A 21,244-nucleotide genomic window follows, 5' to 3' on the forward strand; every position below is an offset into this window, starting at 1 on the left:
GTTATAATTATGTACGGATTTCTTATTTCAATAGGTGTAGTACTCCTGATCATGGTGATCTGGATGGTATACAGAATACAAACCTTGATCTCGGTCGCTAAAGGTTCTGATAAAAAGATTGCTACAACCAGTAATAAAGTAAACGCCATTTTGTTTATGGTATTCCTTATTGGAATCGGTGGCTGGATGTTTTGGTATTCAATTAAAGAGTTTCACAATTATCAATTGCCAATTGCCTCAGAGCATGGTGTAGTTACTGATAGGTTGTTCTGGATTACAATGGCCGTTACTGGTTTTATTTTCATCCTTACTCATATTCTATTGTTTTGGTTTAGCTATCATTACCAATACAAAGAGGACCGTAGAGCTACCTTTTTTCCAGACAACAATAGATTGGAGATTATTTGGACGCTTGTACCTGCAGTAGTTCTAACTGTACTGGTTATTTCAGGATGGAAAGCCTGGTCAGATATTACTAGTCCTGCACCGGACAATGCGCATGTAGTGGAAATCATGGGGTACCAATTTGCATGGGATGTAAGATATCCTGGTGCTGATCAACAATTGGGTGATTATGATTATCGACTTACAACTGCTACCAATTCAAGAGGAATAGACTTTACGGATAAAAATTCTTTTGATGATTTTCCTTCGCAAAATGTTGTAATACCTAAGGGTGAACCTGTTTTATTTAACATTAGAGCCAGGGATGTGCTTCATTCAGTTTTTGCTCCCCATATGCGATTAAAAATGGATGCTGTACCAGGTATGCCTACCAGATTCTGGTTTGTCCCTAACAAAACGACTGAAGAAATGAGAGCCGAATTGGGGGACGATGAATTTGAGTTTGAAATTGCTTGTACTGAGGTTTGTGGCAATGGTCATTTTTCTATGAGAAAAGTGATCAGGGTTGTAGAACCTGAGGAATATAGAAAGTGGTTTGCTGAGCAAACGCCTTTTATAAAGAGTAATCCGGATCTCGTTGCCGACCTTCCTGTAGATTTAAAGGAATTGGCTGAGATTTATATAAATGAAGAATAAATTTAGAGAATAAATTATAAATACCATGGCAGTAGCAAACGTTTCAGCTCATGATGCAGCATCTACACATGATGATCATGACCATGAGCACCACGATAACTTCATAACGAAGTATATATTTTCAACTGACCATAAGATGATTGCGAAGCAATATCTTGTGTCTGGTATATTTTGGGCATTTATCGGTGGTTTTCTTTCTGTATTATTTCGATTGCAGTTGGGTTTTCCTGATATGGATATGTCCTTTCTTAGACCTATTTTGGGTGGATGGATAGATGCTACCGGAAAATTGGATCCTACCTTTTATTTGGCCTTAGTTACTATGCATGGTACCATTATGGTATTCTTTGTATTAACTGCAGGTCTAAGTGGTACCTTCTCAAATTTTCTAATCCCATTGCAAATTGGAGCCCGAGATATGGCTTCAGGGTTTATGAACATGCTTTCCTACTGGTTTTTCTTTATCTCCGGTGTGATTATGTTTGCTTCCCTATTCCTTGAAAAAGGACCTGCCAGTGGTGGTTGGGTTGTTTACCCTCCTTTATCCGCACTTGAGCAAGCCATTCCTGGTTCTGGTCTTGGTATGACACTTTGGTTGGTAGCGATGGTTTTCTTTATCGCCTCTTCTTTAATGGGTGGGATAAACTATATTACTACTGTAATTAACCTTCGTACCAAAGGGATGTCTTTTTCCAGACTTCCTCTTACAATATGGGCCTTTTTCTTAACAGCCGTTATTGGATTGTTGTCTTTCCCTGTATTGTTTTCAGCTGCCTTGTTATTGGTATTTGACAGAAGCTTTGGAACGAGTTTTTACCTTTCCGATATCTATATTGGTGGTGAAGCTTTACCTAATACGGGTGGTAGCGCCGTATTGTATCAGCATTTATTCTGGTTCCTTGGTCACCCTGAAGTATATATAGTATTGCTTCCTGCACTAGGAATTACCTCTGAAGTAATAGCAACCAATTCAAGAAAGCCTATTTTCGGATATAAAGCCATGATTATATCAATGCTTGGTATCACTATCTTGTCTTTCGTTGTTTGGGCGCATCATATGTTTGTATCTGGAATGAATCCTTTCCTAGGATCCATCTTTATGTTCCTTACTTTGATTATTGCCGTTCCATCTGCTGTTAAAGTATTTAATTACTTAACCACTTTATGGAGAGGTAACCTAAGGTTTACTCCAGGAATGTTGTTCTCTATAGGTTTGGTATCTTTCTTTATCTCAGGTGGTTTGACAGGTATTTTCCTGGGTAACTCCGCAATTGATATTCAACTACACGATACTTACTTTGTTGTAGCGCATTTCCACCTTGTAATGGGAGCTGCTTCATTCTTTGGAATGTTGGCAGGTGTTTACCATTGGTTCCCTAAGATGTTTGGTAGAATGCTTGATGAGAAATTAGGCTACGTTCATTTCTGGCTAACATTTATTGGTGTATATCTTGTATTCTTCCCTATGCACTATATCGGGATTGCAGGATTTCCAAGAAGATACTACAGCTGGACTAACTTCTCCTTTTCCGACATGTATACTGATTTGAATATGTTTGTGTCTGTTGCTGCGATCGTTACTTTCGTTGCTCAGTTCATCTTCATATTTAACTTCTTCTACAGTATGTACAAAGGAAGAAAAGCTAGTGCCAATCCATGGCAGTCCAACACACTAGAGTGGACTACACCAATCAATCCTGGACATGGTAACTGGGTAGGAGAGATACCTTCTGTATATAGATGGCCTTACGATTACAGTAAGCCTGGATCTAAAGAAGATTTTATACCTCAAACTGTTCCACTTTCTGCTACTCCTGAATCAAACCTTCCACATGAAGAAAAACTTGTTCAATTGGAAAAGGAAATAATGGCTGAAGATGGAGAAGTGTTGGTAACTAATGAATCAAACGAATCTAAATAATATTAACAGCTTCCGTAGTGTATGTTTCATCACTACGGTTGCCGTTTTTCTTCTTATTCTTATTGGTGGGGTTGTTAGAAGTACTGGTGCAGGCATGGGTTGCCCTGACTGGCCAAAGTGTTTTGGAAGTTGGGTTCCACCAACATCAGTAGATCAATTACCTACCAACTATCCTGAAATCTATGTTACCAAGAGGGTTGAAAAGAACGAGCGCTTCGCTTCTCTTTTGACCAATCTAGGTTTCGATCATTTGGCTGAGGATATAAGGAACGATAAAAGTATCCTCGAACAGGAGCCATTTAATGCCACTAAAACTTGGATAGAATATGTGAATAGGCTTGCAGGTGCCATTATCGGTTTGCTAATCATATTGACATTGATTTATTCAATTAAAGTAAGGTCAGTTAACCCTAGAATAATGTGGCTTTCTTTCCTTTCTCTTGTTTTAGTGTTATTTCAGGGCTGGTTAGGATCCATAGTGGTTTCAACTAACTTACTGCAGTGGATGATAAGCGTCCACATGATTGTTGCACTGTTAATGGTCTGCCTTCTTTTGTATATTTATCATTTATCAGGTAAGTACACCCCTTATAGAGACAAAACAGTTTTACCTGTTGGTGTTTCAAAGAAATACCGTTTATTTCTTGGTTTGGGTATCTTACTAATGGTAGTTCAAATAATACTTGGGACGCAGGTTAGGGAGCAAATTGACATTATAGCCGGAAATGCTTCCTATTTGGGAAGGTCTACATGGATTGATGAATTAGGACTCACCTACTATATACATAGAACGTATTCTCTGGTTATTTTGGCTTTGCACATATATATTGGTTACCAATTATTCCCATATAGGGAACAAAACAAAAAAATTGCTAATCATTATTTAATATTGATGTTATTGTTTGTTACGGTAATTCTCTCCGGAGCAATCATGGCATATTTTGGAATACCTGCTTTCATCCAACCTTTGCATTTATTCTTAGGTTCCTTGATAATCGGTTTTCAATATTACATTTGGCTTGAATTAGGGCGAAGAGAAGAAGCCCCTATAAATATTGCTTTATCATGAGTACAGTAAATTTATCAGAAAAGTTTTTGTGGGACAGCGTGTCGATGAGATTTAAAGCTTATTTGGATTTACTTAAATTCAGATTATCTGCTTTGGTAACGTTTTCCGCTGTGTTCGGTTTTATATTAGGACATCATGGACAGAGTTTTTCCTGGAGTGGATTTATTGGACTTGTAGTTGGCGGTTTTTTAATTAGTGGTGCATCCGGTGCTGCCAATGAGATTAAAGAACGCGATTATGATAAATTAATGAAGCGTACTCAAACCAGACCGCTACCAATGGAAATAATTTCTGTAAGGGAAGCCATTTGGTTTTCAATTATAGCAGCCGTTTTGGGTGTTTCTCTATTGGCTGTCTTTACCAATATTTTGACTACCTGTTTGGGTATTCTGAGTATGGTTCTGTATGTCTTTGTTTATACCCCACTTAAAAGAGTTGGACCGATAGCGGTTCTTGTTGGTGCCATTCCTGGAGCCATGCCTCCATTACTTGGTTGGACAGCGGTTACTGGAAGTATTTCTTATGAAGCGCTAATTATTTTTGGCATTCAATTTATCTGGCAATTTCCTCACTTCTGGGCAATCGCTTGGGTGAGTGATGAAGATTATAAGAAAGCTGGTTTTAAGTTACTGCCTTCAGGTGGGCAAAAGGACCTTAATACTGCTATACAAATAATGATATATACCTTATTTTTGTTGCCTCTTGGACTTTTACCTACCTATTTTGGACTTACAGGTTTAAATTCAGGAATTGTGGCTACGATATGTGGGGTACTTTTTCTTGCTCAAACTTTTTCTTTGATGAAAGATTGTTCAAGGAAATCTGCACTTAAAATTATGTTTGGCTCATTTTTGTACCTTCCTATAGTTCAAATCGCCTATTTACTGGATAAAGTCTAACATGGAAGAAAGATTATCATTTGTCGAAGAAGCAGAACAGCCATTGGCAATGCATCCAAAGAAGTTTGCTCTTTGGTTATTCATTGTAAGTGTTGTGATGGTTTTTGCTGGGATGACCAGTGCATACATTGTCAGACAAGGCGAAGGCAATTGGCTTGAGTTTGATCTACCAAATGTATTCTGGTATACTTCGGGTATTATCATTTTATCAAGCATGACTTTGCAATGGGCATACTCAGCTGCTAAAAAAGATAATTTCAATAATTTGAAAATAGGGCTTCTGGCCACCACTGTTTTAGGTATTTCTTTTCTGGTTGGACAATGGTTCAGTTGGGAAGCGCTTGTAGCAGAGGATGTGTATTTTGTGGGTAACCCATCAGGATCCTTTATGTATGTTTTTACTGGCTTGCATGCAATACATCTTATTAGTGGTGTGATATTTCTAATAATTGTATTAATTTCGGCTTTAAGGAATAGAATCCATTCCCAAAAATTAGCACAACTAGAAATGTGCTTGACCTATTGGCATTTTTTGGGAGGTCTATGGCTTTACTTGTTTATGTTTTTGCTTCTAAATCATTAAAATATAAGTTAATTTACTAATTATGTCTTCGACTGCTATTGAAATTCAATCAAAAAGAGGCGTTTGGGGTGGAGGTAACGAACCACTAAAAGCGAGCTATGGTAAGCTCATGATGTGGTTTTTTCTCCTCTCAGATATTTTTACCTTTTCAGCCTTTCTAATTACTTATGGTGCTATTCGAGTAAGTTATCCTGCATATGCTGGAGAAGTTGCTGATTTTGTTAGTTCAAATGAACATTGGCCCATTCCTGAAATGATATTTGATGCCATCCCTTTTGTACATGGTGGCCATTACCCTCTTGTATTTGTTGGCTTGATGACTTTTATCTTGATTATGAGTTCTGTTACAATGGTACTTGCCGTTGAAGCAGGTCATAGAAATGATAAAAAAGATGTAGTGAAATGGATGCTTTGGACTCTTTTAGGAGGAATGACTTTCCTTGGATGTCAAGCATGGGAATGGACTCACTTTATTCACGGTACGGATGAAGGCGTTTTGATGACCTATGTTAATTCATTCAATAATGTAGTAACTGAGACTGTTTATGGTGCCAACTTATTGGTGAATGAATACGGACCAGCACCTTTTGCCCAGTTGTTTTTCTTTATTACTGGTTTCCACGGTTTTCACGTTACTATAGGTGTATTCTTATTGTTCTTGGCTTTTTATCAGGCAGCTGTTGGTGTATACGAAGGCAGAGGTCACTACGAAATGGTTGAGAAAATTGGCTTGTACTGGCACTTTGTAGATCTAGTATGGGTATTTGTATTTACCTTCTTCTATTTGATCTAAAAATATAAACTTATACTATAATGGAACATGTTAATAAAAGTGGGTTGGAAGTAATTCCAAGAGATCCTGCCAAAATAAAGAAAATCTGGCTTACTGCATTGATATTATTAGTGATAACTGCAGTAGAATTTGTTCTGGCCTTCACCATGGAAAGGGGACTGTTTTTGTATTTCCTTTTTATCGCCTTGACTATTGTTAAAGCCAAGTACATCATGTTGGAATTCATGCACTTGGGAGATGAAGTTAAACCTTTGTTCTATTCTATCATCGTCCCTCTTATATTCCTTGTTTGGTTGATTATTGCCTTAATGAAGGAAGGTGCTGAGATCTTTATCATGAGATGGTAATTACCTTTAAGAAATTTTATAAATGAATGGTTGAAGGGGAATCTTCAACCATTTTTTTTGTTGTAGTACTGTATGAAAATGTTGCGTGTTATTCAGGTGCTGGTATTGGTTTGTGTTTTAATGATACCCGTTTTAATAATTCTTTTTTTAAGAGGGTTTTCAACAAATCATTATGAGATCCCTATTTTATATCAAAATGGGGTTGATGACCCTTTTGAACAATGTGATTTTGAGGACAGTACTCAACATTATATTCCTGACTTTACTTTTACAGATCAACTCGGTCGAGCAATAGGTAAAGAACAAATGATGGGTAAGATTACTGTGGTAGATTTTTTCTTTACTAGTTGTCCCAGTATTTGTCCTGTTATGTCTTCTGAGATGGAAAGGGTTCAGGATGTGTTCCGAAACGAAGATAAGGTACAGATTTACTCCATAAGTATAGATCCTGAGTTTGACAATACCGAAGTATTGTCTGATTATGCTATTGAACATTCAGCCAAGAAAGACAAATGGTTTTTCTTAAATGGGCCAGTAGGTGAAACCTATGACCTGGCAAGGTGTGGATTCATTCTACCATCTATAAGTGGTGGAGCTGTTCCTGAAGACTTTGTACATTCTGATAAGTTCGTGCTGATCGATGAACTTGGACGTATAAGAGGTTACTATAGTGGAACCAAGAGAGAGGGCGTAGACCAATTGATATTAGAGACTAAAATACTGCTACATGACGAAAAATAATTTAAATACTGATAAAAATGAAAAGGCTGTTTATAAATGGATTACGGTGGTATCAATATTGGTTCCAATAGCTGTAGCCGTTCTTTTGTTTATGCCTTCAAAAGTTAACGTAGGAGAAGAATGGGTATACTTTTTACCTCATTTGAATGCAGTTATTAATTCTTTTGCTTCCATTATGCTTCTATTGGGGCTTTATTTCATTAAAAAGGGCAAAAAAGAATGGCATAAAATGTCCATGTCTGTCGCTTTTGGGCTTGGAGCAATATTTCTGATAAGCTATATAATCTATCATGCTTCTGCTGAAAGTACTTCTTTTGGTGGAGTGGGGTCAATAAGGTACGTTTATTATATCCTTCTGATTAGCCATATTATCTTAGCTGCAGTGGCTTTGTTTCCGATTCTACTAGCTTATTATTTTGGGATGACTGGAAAATTTGATAAACACAGGTCTATAGTTCGTTACGCTTATCCTATTTGGCTTTATGTCACTTTATCAGGGGTGATTGTGTATTTGATGATTAGTCCTTATTACAGCCATTAAAAAGCAAAAGTCCTTAACTTTGTCTATATTTAAACAAAGGTTAAATCAAACCGTTTAGAATTATAATGAATAAATCTTTCAAAATACTGTTGGGGGTTTTCACCATGTTGCTTGTTTCTGTGCAAAGCGCCATGGCTCAATGCGCGATGTGTAGAGCCACTGTTGAAAATAATGTTAGCAATGGAGACACTACGGTTGGAGCAGCCCTAAACATAGGTATTTTATACCTGTTTTTAGCTCCCTATTTATTGCTTATGACGCTAGGTTATTTTTGGTATAAAAATGCCAAAAAGAAAAAAAAAATGTCCTTATAGTCAATTTGATTCAGTAGTTTATTACCAATCTTAACATTGGTAAAGTAAACGTATATATTTTTTCTTAATTTTTTTTGGAGTATCTTAAACTTAAAAGATGCAATTGAGTTTGTTATTGGATTAGCGGAATAATTCGTTTAAAGTCGGATCTTTGGAAGAACCATAATTTAATGAAGTCCTATATTGATCTGGTCATTTTGTTTTAAGCGGACAGGATTATTCAATATCTTTTAAATGGCTTATTTTTGGTAAAGGGAGGCAATAGTTAATAGGTTTTTCTGTTTCTATTGGTGGGAGGAATGCTAGGTTAGGATTAAAATACTATTGCTCACATAGAGCAACCATTCAGCAAGATCAATCGCAATGTTAAGAAGAAGAAGGCTAATACTTGTTTTGTCCATTGTACTTTTAGGGATAGTGCTTTCCTTGAATTTTTTCATGGGAGAAAAGTACCTGGTTGTTCAAGAGGAATATAAATTACAATTGGAAAACCAGTTAGCTTCCGTTATCAATGACTTTGGTGATGATTATTCTCAAATCTTAAGTAGCGGTTCTGAAGACAAGCAAGTATCTTTCAAAAGTCTCAATATCGACCATCAATTTCCCTTTTACTTGTTCACAGAGGTTGGGGAATTGACTTATTGGTCCGATATAGAGATGGTTCCAGAGTTCAATGATTTTTCTACATCAAAAAAATACCAACTTCTCGAAAACAGCCGCGGGATTTATTTTACCCAACTTCGTAAACTTACCCGTAATAATAAGGAATATTGGTTATTACAGGTGTATCCGCTTTTTGACAAGGTAGAGATTGGAAATGAATACCTTAATAGTGGTTTTAACCCAAATGTTTTCGGTAATGACAGGTTTTTACTGTCTGGAAACCAAAAGGAAAACTATCAAAATGTATACTATGAGGAGGACTATCTTTTTTCTGTGTTTTTCAGGGTTGGGTATGAAGCTCCAGGTAAATCGATAAATCATACATTACTCATATTTTTCTTTTCCTTATTGGGCTTAGTGTTGATCATTGGAGGAGGATTTGTTTACACCTTATGGACCAAAGGAAATAAAATCCTGGCTACCATATATACCTTTTTAATTCTTTTTTGTGTAAGGGTAATGATGCTTGCCTTTCGTTTTCCGAATGATTTTTTTGAAACGGGAATTTTTGATTCTAACCTATATGCATCCTCTCGGCTAAACCCAAGTTTAGGAGATTTGTTGTTGAATGTGGTTTGTTATTTGATCGTGCTGACCATGGTGATCGCTATTTTAAGCCGAAGACACGTTGCTATTTCTTTTATTAAATTTAGAGACAAATACCCTTACTGGCTCTACCTGACAGCCACCTATTTGCTTTCTACAACCTTAATGTTTTTGGTATTTTACCTTTATATAAACATAGTTGAAAACGCACAATGGAACTTGAACATTGGAGCCATTCCTAGTTTTGATTATCTGAAAATTGTAAGTTTATTAGTGGTGTTTTTAGGAGGTGCTGCTTACCTTTTATTTACCATTATTGGGTTAAATATGGTGTTGTTTAAAAACACGAACAATCAAATTTACCCACTAAAGATGCTGGTGCTATTTGTGTCTCCCATTTTACTTTTTTTACTTTTTTTTAATTTTGTTTTATTTATTGCATTTATCGCACATGTCATTCTTTTGGTGGCGATTATTAGCTTTAAATTATACGAGAGTTTATTTAAACTTGACTTTAATACCTTCCTTACGTTTTTCTTTGCCTGTTTGATTGGTGCTGTTATCACAGGAGCGGCAGCCTATCAGGATCTTCGTTCGGACGAGATTAGGTCGAAAGTGAAATTTGCCAATAACGTTATGCTTGACAGGGATGTAATGGGCGAATTTTTACTTGAGGATATCTTAGCAAGAATTCGGGAAGATGCTTTTATTAAAAGCCGAATGTCCGATCGCTTGCTCTCTAAAGACCCTATAGAAAAAAAGATCAGGAAAATCTATCTAGCAGGTTATTTTGATCAATACAGGCAGGAGGTAAATGTGTTCGGTTCTACAGGGCAATTAGTTTCAGGTCAAGGGAATCTCAAAGATTTGGCCGAATATAAAAGGAGGTACATGAACAGTGACTATGCGACGCAGGTTCATAACCTTTATTTTATCAATTCAACTGAAACGAACACTGGCAATAGATTTGTAGCCTTTGTTAAAATCCAACGTGACAACGATTTTCTGGGAACAATAGTCATTGAGCTTAATCAGCAGAGAATAGAATCAGGTAAAGCTTTTCCGAAGTTGCTAATGGATGCCAAATACGTATCCAATTATATAGAAAGGGACTTCGACTTTGCGATTTTCGATGAAGATGTGTTGAGTTATAGTTCTGGTATTTTCAGCTATCAGGGAGTAGATATGGAAGAGATCCTTGAAAACGAGGATGCCTTTAGCTCAGGTGTATTGTTAAATGGATACCACCATTTGGCAGTGGAGTACAATGACAAAGTAATTGTGGTTTCTTCCAGGCAGTATCCTAATAGTTATATCCTGGCAGATATCGCTTTTCTATTTGTTGCTTACCTGATTTTTACCCTTCTTTCTGTAGCGGTTTTCCTTTTGTTAACAGGAGTGAATCAGTTGAGATTCAATTATGCAACCAAACTTCAATTGTACCTGAATTTTGCTTTTTTCTTTCCCATGTTGGTCATTAGTGTCATTGCTTTGGGTTTTCTAAGCCATTCCTATACCGAAGATTTGCATCGCCAATATTTCCAAAAAGCAGGTATAATCAGAGAAAATTTGGGTCGTGACCTTGGTGGCGAACAGTTCAATACGCTCAATAAGGATGAGATTAATGGGGAGTTGTATGCTTTGGCAAGCGCTACAGATGCAGACATTAACCTTTATTTACCGGATGGGGTGCTTATGGCTACCAATCAGCCAGCCATATTTGATAAAAAAATCCTTACTCATTTTCTTCACCCTAAAGCTTATGCTTCCATTATAGAATCGATGGAAAACCGCTTATTGCAAACTGAGCAAGTTGGAGAACTGCAATACAAAACGGTTTATTTGGCCCTTAAGGACGGAGAAAACCAAAGGCTTCAGGCCATTATCGCCATACCATTTTTTGAGTCTGAAGAGGAATTAAACCTTATGATTACAGAAGTGTTTAGCAATATATTGATCATTTTCGTGCTCATTTTCCTTGTCTTTTTAGTTATATCCTATTTTGTTTCCAAAAATCTTACCCATCCTTTTAAATTATTAACCCAAAAATTGAAGGATACTGACTTGGATAACAATGAATACATGGTGTGGCCAGCAAAAGATGAGATAGGCCTGCTAGTCAATGAGTACAACAACATGCTCTATAAACTTGAAACCAGTAAAAAGGTATTGGCCTCGAATGAAAAAGAGTCTGCATGGAGAGAAATGGCCAAACAGGTTGCCCATGAAATAAAAAATCCGTTAACCCCGATCAAGCTTACACTACAACATTTATTGCGACTACAGGCTGCTGATAAACTAGACAGCGGGAAAGCGTTGGTAAATCCCTTAAATTCAATTATTCATCAGGTAGACACCTTAAGCGATATTGCCAGTTCATTTTCAACATTTGCAAAGATGCCTCAGCCAAAAAATCAGGAGCTTGAGTTTAGAAATGTGGTGTTTGAGACTGTTGCCATTTTTTATAACAGAGAAGATGCAGAAATTGATTTGCAAGACCTTACAAATGAAGGCAGTTCAACAAAAATTATGGGAGACCCCAAATTGTACAGTAGGGTCATTTCCAACCTTATCATTAATGGAATACAGGCTGTTTTGGAAGGGAAAAAACCGCAGATCCTTGTAAAATTGGTATTTGAAGGTGACAATCATATAAAATTGATCATAAAGGACAATGGGAAAGGCATTTCTGAAGAGTTTAAAACCAAAGTTTTTATGCCGAATTTCAGTACCAAAACAGAAGGCTCAGGCTTAGGTTTGGCGATTGCTAAAAGAGGTGTAGAAACAGCAGGGGGAAAGATATGGTTTGAGACAACTTCTGGGTCAGGAACAACCTTTTATCTCCTATTCCCTCTTATCCCATGATCCCCCAATTAATTGACAGGAATTGCTTACTTTAGCTCCTTGTAAGAGATTGAGCTATGCAGTTGGTGAAGTATTTTTTCGCTTTTTCATCAGTGCTTTTAGCATTGACCAATCCCATTATGGCACAAGAGGAAGTGTGTCTTTGGAAAACTGTCGGTGATCAAAAAAGCATTTATTTTTTAGATTCCATGTCTTTGCTGGAATCAAGTATTGAGGTACAAGATGCCCGTGGAATTGCCTTCGCTTACGAATATAACCTTAATACAGGTAAGTTGACCATCATTGAGGACAAGCAATCGCCAAAAGACTCCCTATTGATTTGCTTTGAAAAGCTGCCATTTTCTTTAAATAAGGTGTTTCAAAACAGGACACTTGCTGAGGATTATGATTCCTTGGCCTTTTTCAAAGATGGACCACCTGAAAAAAAAGCCATATATGATTTTAGGGAGGAGGTTTTCACATCCAGCAAGCTCAATCAATCTGGAAATCTAACGCGAGGGATATCCTTTGGGAATACCCAAAATGTTTTTGTCAATTCAGCACTCAACCTTCAAATGGATGGGGAATTGGCGGAGAACCTTAATATCAGGGCAAGTATAACCGATCAAAATGTACCCTTTCAACCAGAAGGGAATACCCAACAAATTCAGGATTTTGACAATATTTTAATTGAGTTATACAATGATAAAATCAATCTTGCCGGAGGAGATGTGGTATTGCAGCAGCGCAAATCCGAATTTTTAAGGTACTATAAAAATGTACAAGGACTTCAATTTACCTCAGACTATGTCATCAACGATAAATGGAAGGCCTCAAGTAGAGTAGGTGCGGCCATTGCCAAAGGTAAGTTTGCTTCCGTGAATTTGGAGGTAAACGAAGGCGTGCTAGGACCATATCGTATTAGAGGGCCGGGAAATGAGCGTTTTGTAATTGTACTGGCCAATTCTGAAAAGGTATTCCTGGACGGAAAGCAATTGAAGCGAGGTTTTAATAATGACTATACCATAGATTACAATCAGGGAGAAATTACTTTTACCCCTACAGTAATGATCACTCAGTATTCAAGAGTACGGGTCGATTTTGAATATGCGGAAAGAAATTTTTCAAGGTCTGTCGTCACTGCTAACCATATTCAAAAAAATAAAAATGTCACCTTTTACCTTAATTACTACAGAGAAAAAGACGACAGAAACAGGCCTTTATTTACCGAGTTGAGCGATGTAGATAAAACCTTACTAAGCAATGTGGGAGATGCCATTTTCTCTGCTTCCATTCCTAGAATAGACAGTATCCCTTTTGATTCAAATAGAATATTATACAGAAAAGTTACTGAATTTACTGAGGATGGCGAAAGCCTGAATTACTATGAATACAGTACAGATCCTACACAGGCTTTCTATGCGATAAGCTTTACAGAAACGAGTCAGGGTTTAGGGAATTATAGAAGAAAACAGCAGTTAGCCAATGGAGTGGTCTATGAATTTATAGCCCCAGTAAATGGTGTTCCACAAGGGAATTTCACTATAAACTCACCCTTGCCCTCTCCTAACAAAAAGCAGATGATCACTGCTGGGACGGAAGTCCGTTTGGGGAAGCACGAGACCACCTTTGCAGAACTGGCGATTTCCGATCAGGATCTAAACCTATTTTCAGATTTGGATGATGAAGACAATAAAGGGTTTGCATTTAAAGCTGGATTAAGATCAGAAGGAAGAAGTTTTAAAATATTTAAAGATTACCTGTTTAATGGACAGACTACTGTTGAATACAATGCTGCCAGTTTTTCCTTCGTGGATAGACTGAGGTTTATTGAGTTTGATCGAGACTGGGGTTTAACCAATAGGTTAGAGGAAGACAAAGCCGCAGAGAAATTGTACAATATTAACATCGAATTGGTGAAGGATGAGCAAAATCAGATTGCTTATAATCTTGACCTTAGAAATAGAACAGATGTTTTGTCAGGTATACAGCAAAGAATTAAACTGAATCAGAAACTATGGAATAGGCTTTTGTTGACCAATGATTTTTTTCAGCTAAATAGTAATGTTTATCCTTTACAATCCCGATGGCTGAGGTATCAGGGCGAGATTAAATATCCGACACGAATATTTGTGCCGGGTTATCGATTTATCATGGATAAAAACAAGGTCCTAAACCCTCAGAAAAATGAGGTTGTAGCCACTGCAATGAATTTCGAGGAACACCAGTTTTCATTAAATACCAATGATACCTTAACCTATTCCTTTTTTGCTACTGCCAGTTTGCGGGAAGATAAAGCAGTGGTTGAGGATCAATTGGAGCCAGATACCAAAGCATTTATGACCACTTACGGGGTCAAGGGTAAGTTTGGAGCACATACTGTAAATGGGTCATTTACTTATAGAAAACTCATTTTCTTAAACAAAGACCTGCCCGAAGAGACCACGGTAATGGGGAAATTGGATTATAGAAGTGCTCTTTTTGAAAATAACCTAAACAATGAGTTTACCTATGCTTTGGGAAATGGACGGGAACTAAGAAGAGAATTTGTCTTTTTACCTGTTCCAACTGGTGAAGGAACCCATACCTGGAGAGATGATAATGAAGATGGAATCCAGCAATTAAATGAGTTTTACCTTGCGATAAATCCAGAGGAAAAGAATTTTATCAAGGTATTTGTGCCAACAGACGAGTATGTTCAAGCCTATACAACCCTATTCAATTATCGACTAAGCGCTAAATTCCCATCTAAATGGAAAACTAATTCAGGCCTGAAAAAATTATTGTCAAGGTTTTCAAACAACACCAATTTAAATGTAGAAAAGAAAATTACTTCCCGGGATTTCTTCCAGAGAATAAGTCCCTTTCAGGCTGGTATAGCTGACACTTTTTTGCTCTCTTTGCGGCAATCCTTTCGCTCTTCTTTCTTTTTTAACCGTGCCTCACCAAAGTTTGGCATGGATTTGTCTTTTTTTAATAGTCATCAAAAACAACTCCTAACGGGAGGGTTTGAGGATTTGTCTCAGGATGATTGGAGGTACAATGCCCGCTTTAATATTGAAACCAGATGGAACCTGTTGTTATATGCCAATTGGGGCAATAGGAATTCCACCTCAGACTTCTTGGATAACAGGAATTTCTCAATTAAACAGGTGACAATAGGGCCGGAAATAAGTCTTCAACCTACCCCTCTATTTAGAACAACCCTTCAGTACAGGTTGACAAAAAAAGAAAACTTGGCCAATGTAGAATTTGATGAGAAAGCCCAATTGCATGAAGGAGCGCTTAGTTTCAGGCTTGCCAAAGCAATCAAGACCACGATCAATGCCCAGTTGAAATACACCTATATCGATTACAATGGAACGGTGAACTCACCTACAGGCTATGAGATGTTACAAGCTCTTACGCCAGGGAACAATACAAGCTGGAGTTTGAGCTGGTTACAGAAAATAGGAGAAGGCTTGCAGTTAAACCTGATTTATGAGGGCAGGAATTCCGAAGGCCTGGATCAACTGGTGCATACAGGACGTATGCAGGTTTCAGCCTTGTTTTGATTAGGCCAAGCCATTGAAAAATTGTAGATTTGCAACAGTTATTTTTGTTGTTGTACTAATTATTAAAGCACAAACTAATGTCGAAAAGTATTTTGGTTACCGGAGGTACTAAGGGTATTGGGAAAGCCATTGTCCTTGAATTTGCAGCTAAAGGTTTTGATATTTTCACCTGTAGCAGAAATGAAGAGGAATTGGAAGCATTGAAAAATGAGCTGGAATCAAATTTCTCAGCAATAAAAGTACATGTGAAAAAGGCAGACCTATCTGTCAAGGAAGAAACAAAAGCTTTCGCCGCTTTTGTAAAAAAAATAGCTGTGCCTGATGTTTTAGTAAATAATACTGGTATTTTTATTCCAGGCAGTCTACATTCAGAATTAGAGGAAAATTTTGAAAAGACCATGCATACCAATCTCTTCAGTGCTTATTATCTCACAAGGGCCTTTACTGAAGATTTTATGAATAGAAAAAATGGACATATTTTTACTATTGGAAGCATAGCAGGGCTTACAGCCTATGCCAATGGAGGGAGTTATGCAGTGTCAAAGTGGGCCATGTTGGGATTTACCAAATGTCTAAGACAGGAGATGATACCTCATGGAGTAAAGGTGACGTCTGTATTGCCCGGCGCTACTTATACGGCGAGTTGGGAAGGCGTTGATTTACCGGAGAACAGGTTCATAGATGTTGCTGATGTAGCAGCATCTGTATGGTCAGCTTATAACCTTTCGCCCCGTTCTGTTGTTGAAGAGATAGTAATCCGGCCTCAATTAGGTGATATATAATTATGGAATTGAAAACAGTCACAGAGAATCAGCAGTATTGCAATAGTCTCACAAATTACTCAAGAAGGAAAACTATTCCTGTAAAAATTGGAGACGTTGTTATTGGAGGAGATAATCCCATAGTTGTCCAATCAATGACAACTGTGGACACCATGGATACACTTGGCTCTATTGAACAATGCATTCGCATGATTGATAGTGGCTGTGAGTTGGTGCGGATAACTGCTCCAAGCATCAAAGAGGCAGAAAACCTTCGACAGATTAAAGAAGGGTTGAGAAGGAGAGGGTACAATACCCCGCTTGTAGCAGATATTCATTTCACACCGAATGCTGCTGAAGTCGCTGCCCAAATTGTTGAAAAGGTTAGGGTAAACCCTGGGAACTATGCCGACAAAAAGAAATTTGAAGTTTTAGAATATACAGATGCCTCCTACCAGGATGAATTGGATAGAATTAGAGAGCGTTTTCTTCCTTTGGTGAATATTTGTAAAGCCAATGGGACAGCCATGAGGATAGGAACCAATCATGGCTCATTGTCGGACAGGATCATGAGCAGGTATGGGGACACCCCATTGGGTATGGTTGAATCCGCACTTGAATTCTTGCGAATTTGTGAAGCAGAGAACTACTACGATATCGTGATTTCCATGAAATCATCTAATACGCAAGTAATGGTTCAGGCTTATAGGCTTCTGGTGAATAAGCTGAATGAAGGAGGTTTTAAACCTTACCCTCTACACTTGGGCGTGACTGAAGCAGGAGATGGTGAAGACGGGAGAGTCAAATCTGCTGTTGGAATTGGAGCACTACTGGAAGATGGATTAGGTGATACCGTTAGGGTTTCGCTTACAGAAGACCCGGAGTTTGAATCGCCTGTAGTGAAAACCCTAATAAATAGGTATGCTTCTCGACCTGTAGCATCTGGTATTGAACCAATGAATAATTATCCCATTGATCCATTTAGCTACAATAAAAGAGTGGCTGTGGAAGTAGCCAATTTTGGAGGGAGTAATGTTCCGAGGGTAGTTACGGATGTTTCTACGGTACAATTATCCATACCGAAAGACCTGAAATGTACAGGGCATTTTTATCTTCCAGAGCTGGATAAATGGAAAATGAATGATCAGGGATGTGATTATATCTATTCGGGAGACAGCCCTGTTCCCTTTATGCTTCCAAATGGGCTTAAAGAAATTTTAAATTATAAGATTTGGGACCAACAAGAGGACAAAAAGAACAAGTTTCCTGCTTTGATATTGACCCATTTGAAAGACAATTTACCCTTACACGAGGAGCTGAACTTCTTGCTTGTGTCTGCTGAAAACATTAAAGAAGCAATTCCATTTCTGAACAATGAACTGCCCATAGTCCTTCTTTTGTTCGCTAACAGCCAACATCAAATGCAGGCCATTAGAAGAGCCATTGTTTCACTGATCAATGCAAAAATAAACTTACCGGTAGTTCCTAAGGTTAGTTATGAAGATGGAGATGCGGAGAAAACCATGCTTTTTTCCGGAACAGATGTAGGAGGCTTGCTTATAGATGGTATTGGTGATGGTATTCTTTTGGGTTTAGACCGGCTTAAATTGAAAGATAAACCGTCAATGTTAGAGCAGGTTAAACTTCATAATTCGGTTAGTTTTGGTGTCTTGCAGGCCGCAAGAACCAGGATGTCTAAAACTGAATACATTTCTTGTCCCTCTTGTGGAAGAACTCTTTTTGACCTGCAGGAGACAACGGCCATGATTAGAAAAAGAACAGATCATCTTAAAGGGGTGAAAATTGGAATTATGGGATGCATTGTCAATGGTCCTGGAGAAATGGCAGATGCAGATTATGGGTATGTAGGTTCAGGAAAGGGGAAAATCACTTTGTACAAAGGAAAAGAAGTGATGAAAAGATCCGTTCCATCAGAAAATGCTGTAGACGAACTTATAGACATCATCAAAGAAGACGGTCAGTGGATAGAGCCCGAAACTGCCGATCACGAATAGTTTTATCAAGAAAATCTGAATTAAGGTATTATGGCTGGTAAATTAAAAGAGTTTTTTCAGTTGGGTGAAGTAGGTGAATATTTTATAAGGGTATTCAAGAAACCTGATCCCAACAAGAAAACCAATTTTAACCTTAGAATGATGCATGGCATCAATAAGATTTCAATCTTGGTTTTTCTAGCTGCTTTGGTCTATTGGATCATTAAAAGGCTGGTTTAATGAATATTGAAACCTTTAGGGATTACTGCTTAAGCAAAGCAGGTGTGACAGAAGACACTCCTTTTGGTCCAGACACGCTTTGCTTTAGAGTTGCAAACAAGATTTTCGCACTTTTGGATATTGACAAATTTGAAAGTGTTAATTTGAAGTGTGATCCCGAAAGAGCCGTCCTGTTAAGAGAACAACATGATGGAATTGTACCTGGATACCATATGAATAAAAAGCACTGGAATACGGTTTCATGTGATGGAAGTGTAAGTGCCGATCTACTTTTAGAACTGGTGGATCACTCTTATGCTTTGGTTTTTTCAAGCCTGCCCAAAAATGTGAAAGAAGAAATCAACGGATGAGTTATCTGAAAATTGAAGGGTTAACCAAAACTTACAATGGTGAACTGAAAGCCCTAGACGCACTTTCTTTAAATATCTCAAAGTCAGAACGCTGGTCGATTATTGGTGCAAGCGGAAGTGGGAAGAGTACCCTACTAAAGCTTATTGCTGGTATGGAAGTACAAAACGAAGGATTTGTGTATTTGGAGGGTGAAAAGATCCTAAATCCAAAGCAAAAGCTTGTTGCAGGTTATGATGAACTCCAGCTTGTTAAACAAGACAATGGTTTGTTTCCACTGTCTACTGTTGCAGAAAATATCAGTAGACCTTTGCTCCAATACGACAAAGAATATGCAAGTGAGAGACTGGAAACCTTATTACAGGTCTTTGGTTTAGAGGACAAAAGAAATAGCTTTCCCAGGGAGCTTTCGGGAGGACAACAACAAAAAGTAGCCATTGCCAGAGCCCTTAGCTTAGAGCCAGAGGTTTTGCTTTTAGATGAACCTTTTAGCTCATTGGATAGCCTTCAAAAAAGAGGACTTCTGGATGAATTAAACTTGATTTTTAAAACTTTGGGGATTACTGTTATCATGGTAACCCATGATATTCAGGATGCTCTGCTCCTTACCGAAAACTTATGTGTCCTTTCTGAAGGGAAACTATTGCGACAGGGTAAGGTGAATGAGATCTATGAAAACCCACAAACGGCCTATGTGGCAGGTTTTTTCGGGCCGCTGAATAGCATTCCAGGGCAAACCAATCAATACCTAAGGCCCTCATCCATAAAAAACTCAACCACGAAAGGTAAAATAAAAGGGAAAGTATTGTTGAAACGCTACTTCCCTGATTATGATTTGCTTACTGTTGAAGTTTCTGAAGAAACTCCTCCCTGGCAAATTACCCGCTACGAAAGGGATGTCTCCGAAGGGGCAACAATTTATATGAGCTGGGAAGAAAACAAAGTTTTAATTCTTGACGAAAAATAGGATTTCAAGGTGGATTATACCTTGAAACCTTCTTCTTTTTCTTCCTCTGTAGCTTCCCTTAGAGCAAATACTTCACCATCAAAGTGTAAGTTCATTCCCGTAAGTGGATGATTGAAATCCAACAGTACTTCCTCTCCCAGGTCTTTCACTACTTTGGCCTGCATAGGATACCCATCTTCATCGATTAGTGGTAGGAAATTCCCCTCTTGGAGCATTTCTTCTTCAAAACCTCTTTCTTTATTGAACTGTGATTTCGGAACAGAGACAATAAGCTCATCATCTGGTTTGCCATAAGCTTCCTCAACTGATAGCGTAAAATTGAATTTGTCTCCTTTTACTTTGTTTTCAAGCCTTTTTTCAAACGTTTTAGGCAACCCACTGTCACCGAAAAGGAAATAAAAAGGGTCTTCTTCATCCCTTACTTCAACACTAAAGGGGAGGGAATCTGGAATGTCATTGGTAACTTTTAATTCGTAAGTCAACCCTACGATAACATTTTCTTCGATTTTCATACTTTTTATTTAAGCAGACAAAGTTAATCTTAATTGATTGGAATTAAAAAATATCAAGGAAACACCCTGATAGTACAGGAAAGTTAATTCAAATGTTTTGCTTACTTTGAGATTCCAATTAAAATCTATTTATGGATTTACGGATTGAATTGCTGCAATGAGGGCGAATAGAAATGGATTCTGTCTCATAGAAAGTGTTGCCTGAAAGTCAATTTGAATTCTTTATTAAAATTAATATAAATGATTGCTGTAGCCTTTACGATGAAGTTATTGCCTGGAAATGAAGAAGTCTACGAAAAAAGGCACAATGAAATATGGCCTGAGCTGGCTGATTTACTGAAAAAAGCAGGGATTGCTGAATACCATATTTTTCTTGACAGACCAAGTGGAGTGCTTTTTGCTTTTCAAAACCTTGAGGAACAAAACCAAACCAATCGCCTGGCTGAGGAAGCGATAATGAAACAGTGGTGGGCATTTATGGGGGACATTATGGAAACTAATCTAGACCAATCCCCTAAAGTTACACGCCTGGAAAAGGTATTTAGTTTATAAAAATTACCTAATTA

19 protein-coding genes are annotated in these 21,244 nt (G+C 37.7%); 18 read left to right on the forward strand and 1 reads right to left on the reverse strand.

Features of this window, described 5'->3' with window-relative positions; all coding sequences use genetic code 11:
- Positions 1-9: 9 nt before the first annotated feature.
- The 17 genes from AC13EX_RS07085 to AC13EX_RS07165 all read left to right on the forward strand — a co-directional run bounded on the left by AC13EX_RS07085 (position 10) and on the right by AC13EX_RS07165 (position 20,166).
- Positions 10-1,041 carry a cytochrome c oxidase subunit II gene (locus AC13EX_RS07085; protein ID WP_048641960.1) on the forward strand — a complete coding sequence of 344 codons (1,032 nt, stop codon included), beginning with the start codon at positions 10-12 and terminating at the stop codon, positions 1,039-1,041.
- 25 nt (positions 1,042-1,066) lie between these two features.
- The gene (locus tag AC13EX_RS07090) at positions 1,067-2,962 is read left to right on the forward strand and encodes a cytochrome c oxidase subunit I (RefSeq protein ID WP_048641961.1); all 1,896 of its coding nucleotides are present in this window, start codon (positions 1,067-1,069) and stop codon (positions 2,960-2,962) included.
- Positions 2,940-4,031: a COX15/CtaA family protein gene (locus tag AC13EX_RS07095; protein WP_048641962.1), complete on the forward strand. Its 1,092-nt coding sequence runs from the start codon at positions 2,940-2,942 to the stop codon at positions 4,029-4,031. The genes AC13EX_RS07090 and AC13EX_RS07095 overlap by 23 nt, the downstream gene beginning before the upstream one ends.
- Positions 4,028-4,930: a heme o synthase gene (cyoE, locus tag AC13EX_RS07100; RefSeq protein ID WP_048641963.1), complete on the forward strand. Its 903-nt coding sequence runs from the start codon at positions 4,028-4,030 to the stop codon at positions 4,928-4,930. The genes AC13EX_RS07095 and cyoE overlap by 4 nt, the downstream gene beginning before the upstream one ends.
- A gap of 1 nt (position 4,931) precedes the next feature.
- The gene (locus AC13EX_RS07105; RefSeq protein WP_482892122.1) at positions 4,932-5,513 is read left to right on the forward strand and encodes a cytochrome c oxidase subunit 3; all 582 of its coding nucleotides are present in this window, start codon (positions 4,932-4,934) and stop codon (positions 5,511-5,513) included.
- A gap of 22 nt (positions 5,514-5,535) precedes the next feature.
- Positions 5,536-6,306 (forward strand): cytochrome c oxidase subunit 3, encoded by a 771-nt coding sequence (locus AC13EX_RS07110; RefSeq protein WP_482892123.1) that lies wholly within the window; start codon positions 5,536-5,538, stop codon positions 6,304-6,306.
- Between the two features lie 20 nt (positions 6,307-6,326).
- Positions 6,327-6,653: a cytochrome C oxidase subunit IV family protein gene (locus tag AC13EX_RS07115; RefSeq protein ID WP_048641966.1), complete on the forward strand. Its 327-nt coding sequence runs from the start codon at positions 6,327-6,329 to the stop codon at positions 6,651-6,653.
- Positions 6,654-6,725: 72 nt separating this feature from the next.
- On the forward strand, positions 6,726-7,394 hold the full coding sequence (locus AC13EX_RS07120) for an SCO family protein (protein WP_482892124.1): 669 nt from the start codon (positions 6,726-6,728) through the stop codon (positions 7,392-7,394).
- Positions 7,381-7,935 (forward strand): DUF420 domain-containing protein, encoded by a 555-nt coding sequence (locus AC13EX_RS07125; protein WP_482892125.1) that lies wholly within the window; start codon positions 7,381-7,383, stop codon positions 7,933-7,935. Before AC13EX_RS07120 ends, AC13EX_RS07125 begins: the two co-directional genes overlap by 14 nt.
- Before the next feature lie 65 nt (positions 7,936-8,000).
- Complete coding sequence (locus tag AC13EX_RS07130) at positions 8,001-8,249, forward strand: hypothetical protein (protein WP_048641969.1); 249 nt, start codon at positions 8,001-8,003, stop codon at positions 8,247-8,249.
- Between the two features lie 363 nt (positions 8,250-8,612).
- Positions 8,613-12,323, forward strand: a complete 3,711-nt coding sequence (locus AC13EX_RS07135) for a sensor histidine kinase (protein WP_048641970.1) — start codon at positions 8,613-8,615, stop codon at positions 12,321-12,323.
- A gap of 119 nt (positions 12,324-12,442) precedes the next feature.
- Entirely contained in the window at positions 12,443-15,856 is a 3,414-nt protein-coding gene (locus AC13EX_RS07140) for a hypothetical protein (protein WP_482892126.1), read from the forward strand.
- Between the two features lie 77 nt (positions 15,857-15,933).
- Positions 15,934-16,638, forward strand: a complete 705-nt coding sequence (locus AC13EX_RS07145) for an SDR family oxidoreductase (RefSeq protein ID WP_048641972.1) — start codon at positions 15,934-15,936, stop codon at positions 16,636-16,638.
- A 2-nt stretch (positions 16,639-16,640) separates the two neighbouring features.
- Positions 16,641-18,632 carry a (E)-4-hydroxy-3-methylbut-2-enyl-diphosphate synthase gene (gene ispG, locus AC13EX_RS07150; RefSeq protein WP_482892127.1) on the forward strand — a complete coding sequence of 664 codons (1,992 nt, stop codon included), beginning with the start codon at positions 16,641-16,643 and terminating at the stop codon, positions 18,630-18,632.
- Between the two features lie 30 nt (positions 18,633-18,662).
- Positions 18,663-18,851, forward strand: coding sequence for a DUF6728 family protein (locus AC13EX_RS07155; protein ID WP_048641974.1), 189 nt, complete (start codon positions 18,663-18,665; stop codon positions 18,849-18,851).
- Positions 18,851-19,201, forward strand: coding sequence for an MmcQ/YjbR family DNA-binding protein (locus AC13EX_RS07160; RefSeq protein WP_048641975.1), 351 nt, complete (start codon positions 18,851-18,853; stop codon positions 19,199-19,201). The genes AC13EX_RS07155 and AC13EX_RS07160 overlap by 1 nt, the downstream gene beginning before the upstream one ends.
- On the forward strand, positions 19,198-20,166 hold the full coding sequence (locus AC13EX_RS07165; RefSeq protein WP_482892128.1) for an ABC transporter ATP-binding protein: 969 nt from the start codon (positions 19,198-19,200) through the stop codon (positions 20,164-20,166). The genes AC13EX_RS07160 and AC13EX_RS07165 overlap by 4 nt, the downstream gene beginning before the upstream one ends.
- 14 nt (positions 20,167-20,180) lie before the next feature.
- Here the strand turns inward: AC13EX_RS07165 and AC13EX_RS07170 are convergent, their stop codons facing one another.
- Positions 20,181-20,678: an FKBP-type peptidyl-prolyl cis-trans isomerase gene (locus AC13EX_RS07170; protein WP_048641977.1), complete on the reverse strand. Its 498-nt coding sequence runs from the start codon at positions 20,676-20,678 to the stop codon at positions 20,181-20,183.
- 240 nt (positions 20,679-20,918) lie between these two features.
- Between AC13EX_RS07170 and rhaM the strand changes: the two genes are divergently transcribed.
- Positions 20,919-21,230 carry an L-rhamnose mutarotase gene (gene rhaM / locus AC13EX_RS07175; RefSeq protein WP_482892129.1) on the forward strand — a complete coding sequence of 104 codons (312 nt, stop codon included), beginning with the start codon at positions 20,919-20,921 and terminating at the stop codon, positions 21,228-21,230.
- Positions 21,231-21,244: the final 14 nt, after the last annotated feature.

It is taken from the genome of Cyclobacterium sp. L-R (assembly GCF_056859355.1).

What these genes read in the sequence shown, in the direction of transcription:
- AC13EX_RS07120 (WP_482892124.1), top strand. Translation starts at nt 6,726, where the DNA reads ATGAAAATGTTGCGTGTTATTCAGGTGCTGGTATTGGTTTGTGTTTTA.
- AC13EX_RS07130 (WP_048641969.1), top strand. Translation starts at nt 8,001, where the DNA reads ATGAATAAATCTTTCAAAATACTGTTGGGGGTTTTCACCATGTTGCTT.
- AC13EX_RS07140 (WP_482892126.1), top strand. Translation starts at nt 12,443, where the DNA reads ATGGCACAAGAGGAAGTGTGTCTTTGGAAAACTGTCGGTGATCAAAAA.
- AC13EX_RS07135 (WP_048641970.1), top strand. Translation starts at nt 8,613, where the DNA reads ATGTTAAGAAGAAGAAGGCTAATACTTGTTTTGTCCATTGTACTTTTA.
- AC13EX_RS07085 (WP_048641960.1), top strand. Translation starts at nt 10, where the DNA reads ATGTACGGATTTCTTATTTCAATAGGTGTAGTACTCCTGATCATGGTG.
- AC13EX_RS07165 (WP_482892128.1), top strand. Translation starts at nt 19,198, where the DNA reads ATGAGTTATCTGAAAATTGAAGGGTTAACCAAAACTTACAATGGTGAA.
- AC13EX_RS07125 (WP_482892125.1), top strand. Translation starts at nt 7,381, where the DNA reads ATGACGAAAAATAATTTAAATACTGATAAAAATGAAAAGGCTGTTTAT.
- AC13EX_RS07160 (WP_048641975.1), top strand. Translation starts at nt 18,851, where the DNA reads ATGAATATTGAAACCTTTAGGGATTACTGCTTAAGCAAAGCAGGTGTG.
- AC13EX_RS07095 (WP_048641962.1), top strand. Translation starts at nt 2,940, where the DNA reads ATGAATCAAACGAATCTAAATAATATTAACAGCTTCCGTAGTGTATGT.
- AC13EX_RS07170 (WP_048641977.1), bottom strand. Translation starts at nt 20,678, where the DNA reads ATGAAAATCGAAGAAAATGTTATCGTAGGGTTGACTTACGAATTAAAA.
- AC13EX_RS07105 (WP_482892122.1), top strand. Translation starts at nt 4,932, where the DNA reads ATGGAAGAAAGATTATCATTTGTCGAAGAAGCAGAACAGCCATTGGCA.
- rhaM (WP_482892129.1), top strand. Translation starts at nt 20,919, where the DNA reads ATGATTGCTGTAGCCTTTACGATGAAGTTATTGCCTGGAAATGAAGAA.
- ispG (WP_482892127.1), top strand. Translation starts at nt 16,641, where the DNA reads ATGGAATTGAAAACAGTCACAGAGAATCAGCAGTATTGCAATAGTCTC.
- AC13EX_RS07115 (WP_048641966.1), top strand. Translation starts at nt 6,327, where the DNA reads ATGGAACATGTTAATAAAAGTGGGTTGGAAGTAATTCCAAGAGATCCT.
- AC13EX_RS07155 (WP_048641974.1), top strand. Translation starts at nt 18,663, where the DNA reads ATGGCTGGTAAATTAAAAGAGTTTTTTCAGTTGGGTGAAGTAGGTGAA.
- AC13EX_RS07145 (WP_048641972.1), top strand. Translation starts at nt 15,934, where the DNA reads ATGTCGAAAAGTATTTTGGTTACCGGAGGTACTAAGGGTATTGGGAAA.
- AC13EX_RS07110 (WP_482892123.1), top strand. Translation starts at nt 5,536, where the DNA reads ATGTCTTCGACTGCTATTGAAATTCAATCAAAAAGAGGCGTTTGGGGT.
- AC13EX_RS07090 (WP_048641961.1), top strand. Translation starts at nt 1,067, where the DNA reads ATGGCAGTAGCAAACGTTTCAGCTCATGATGCAGCATCTACACATGAT.
- cyoE (WP_048641963.1), top strand. Translation starts at nt 4,028, where the DNA reads ATGAGTACAGTAAATTTATCAGAAAAGTTTTTGTGGGACAGCGTGTCG.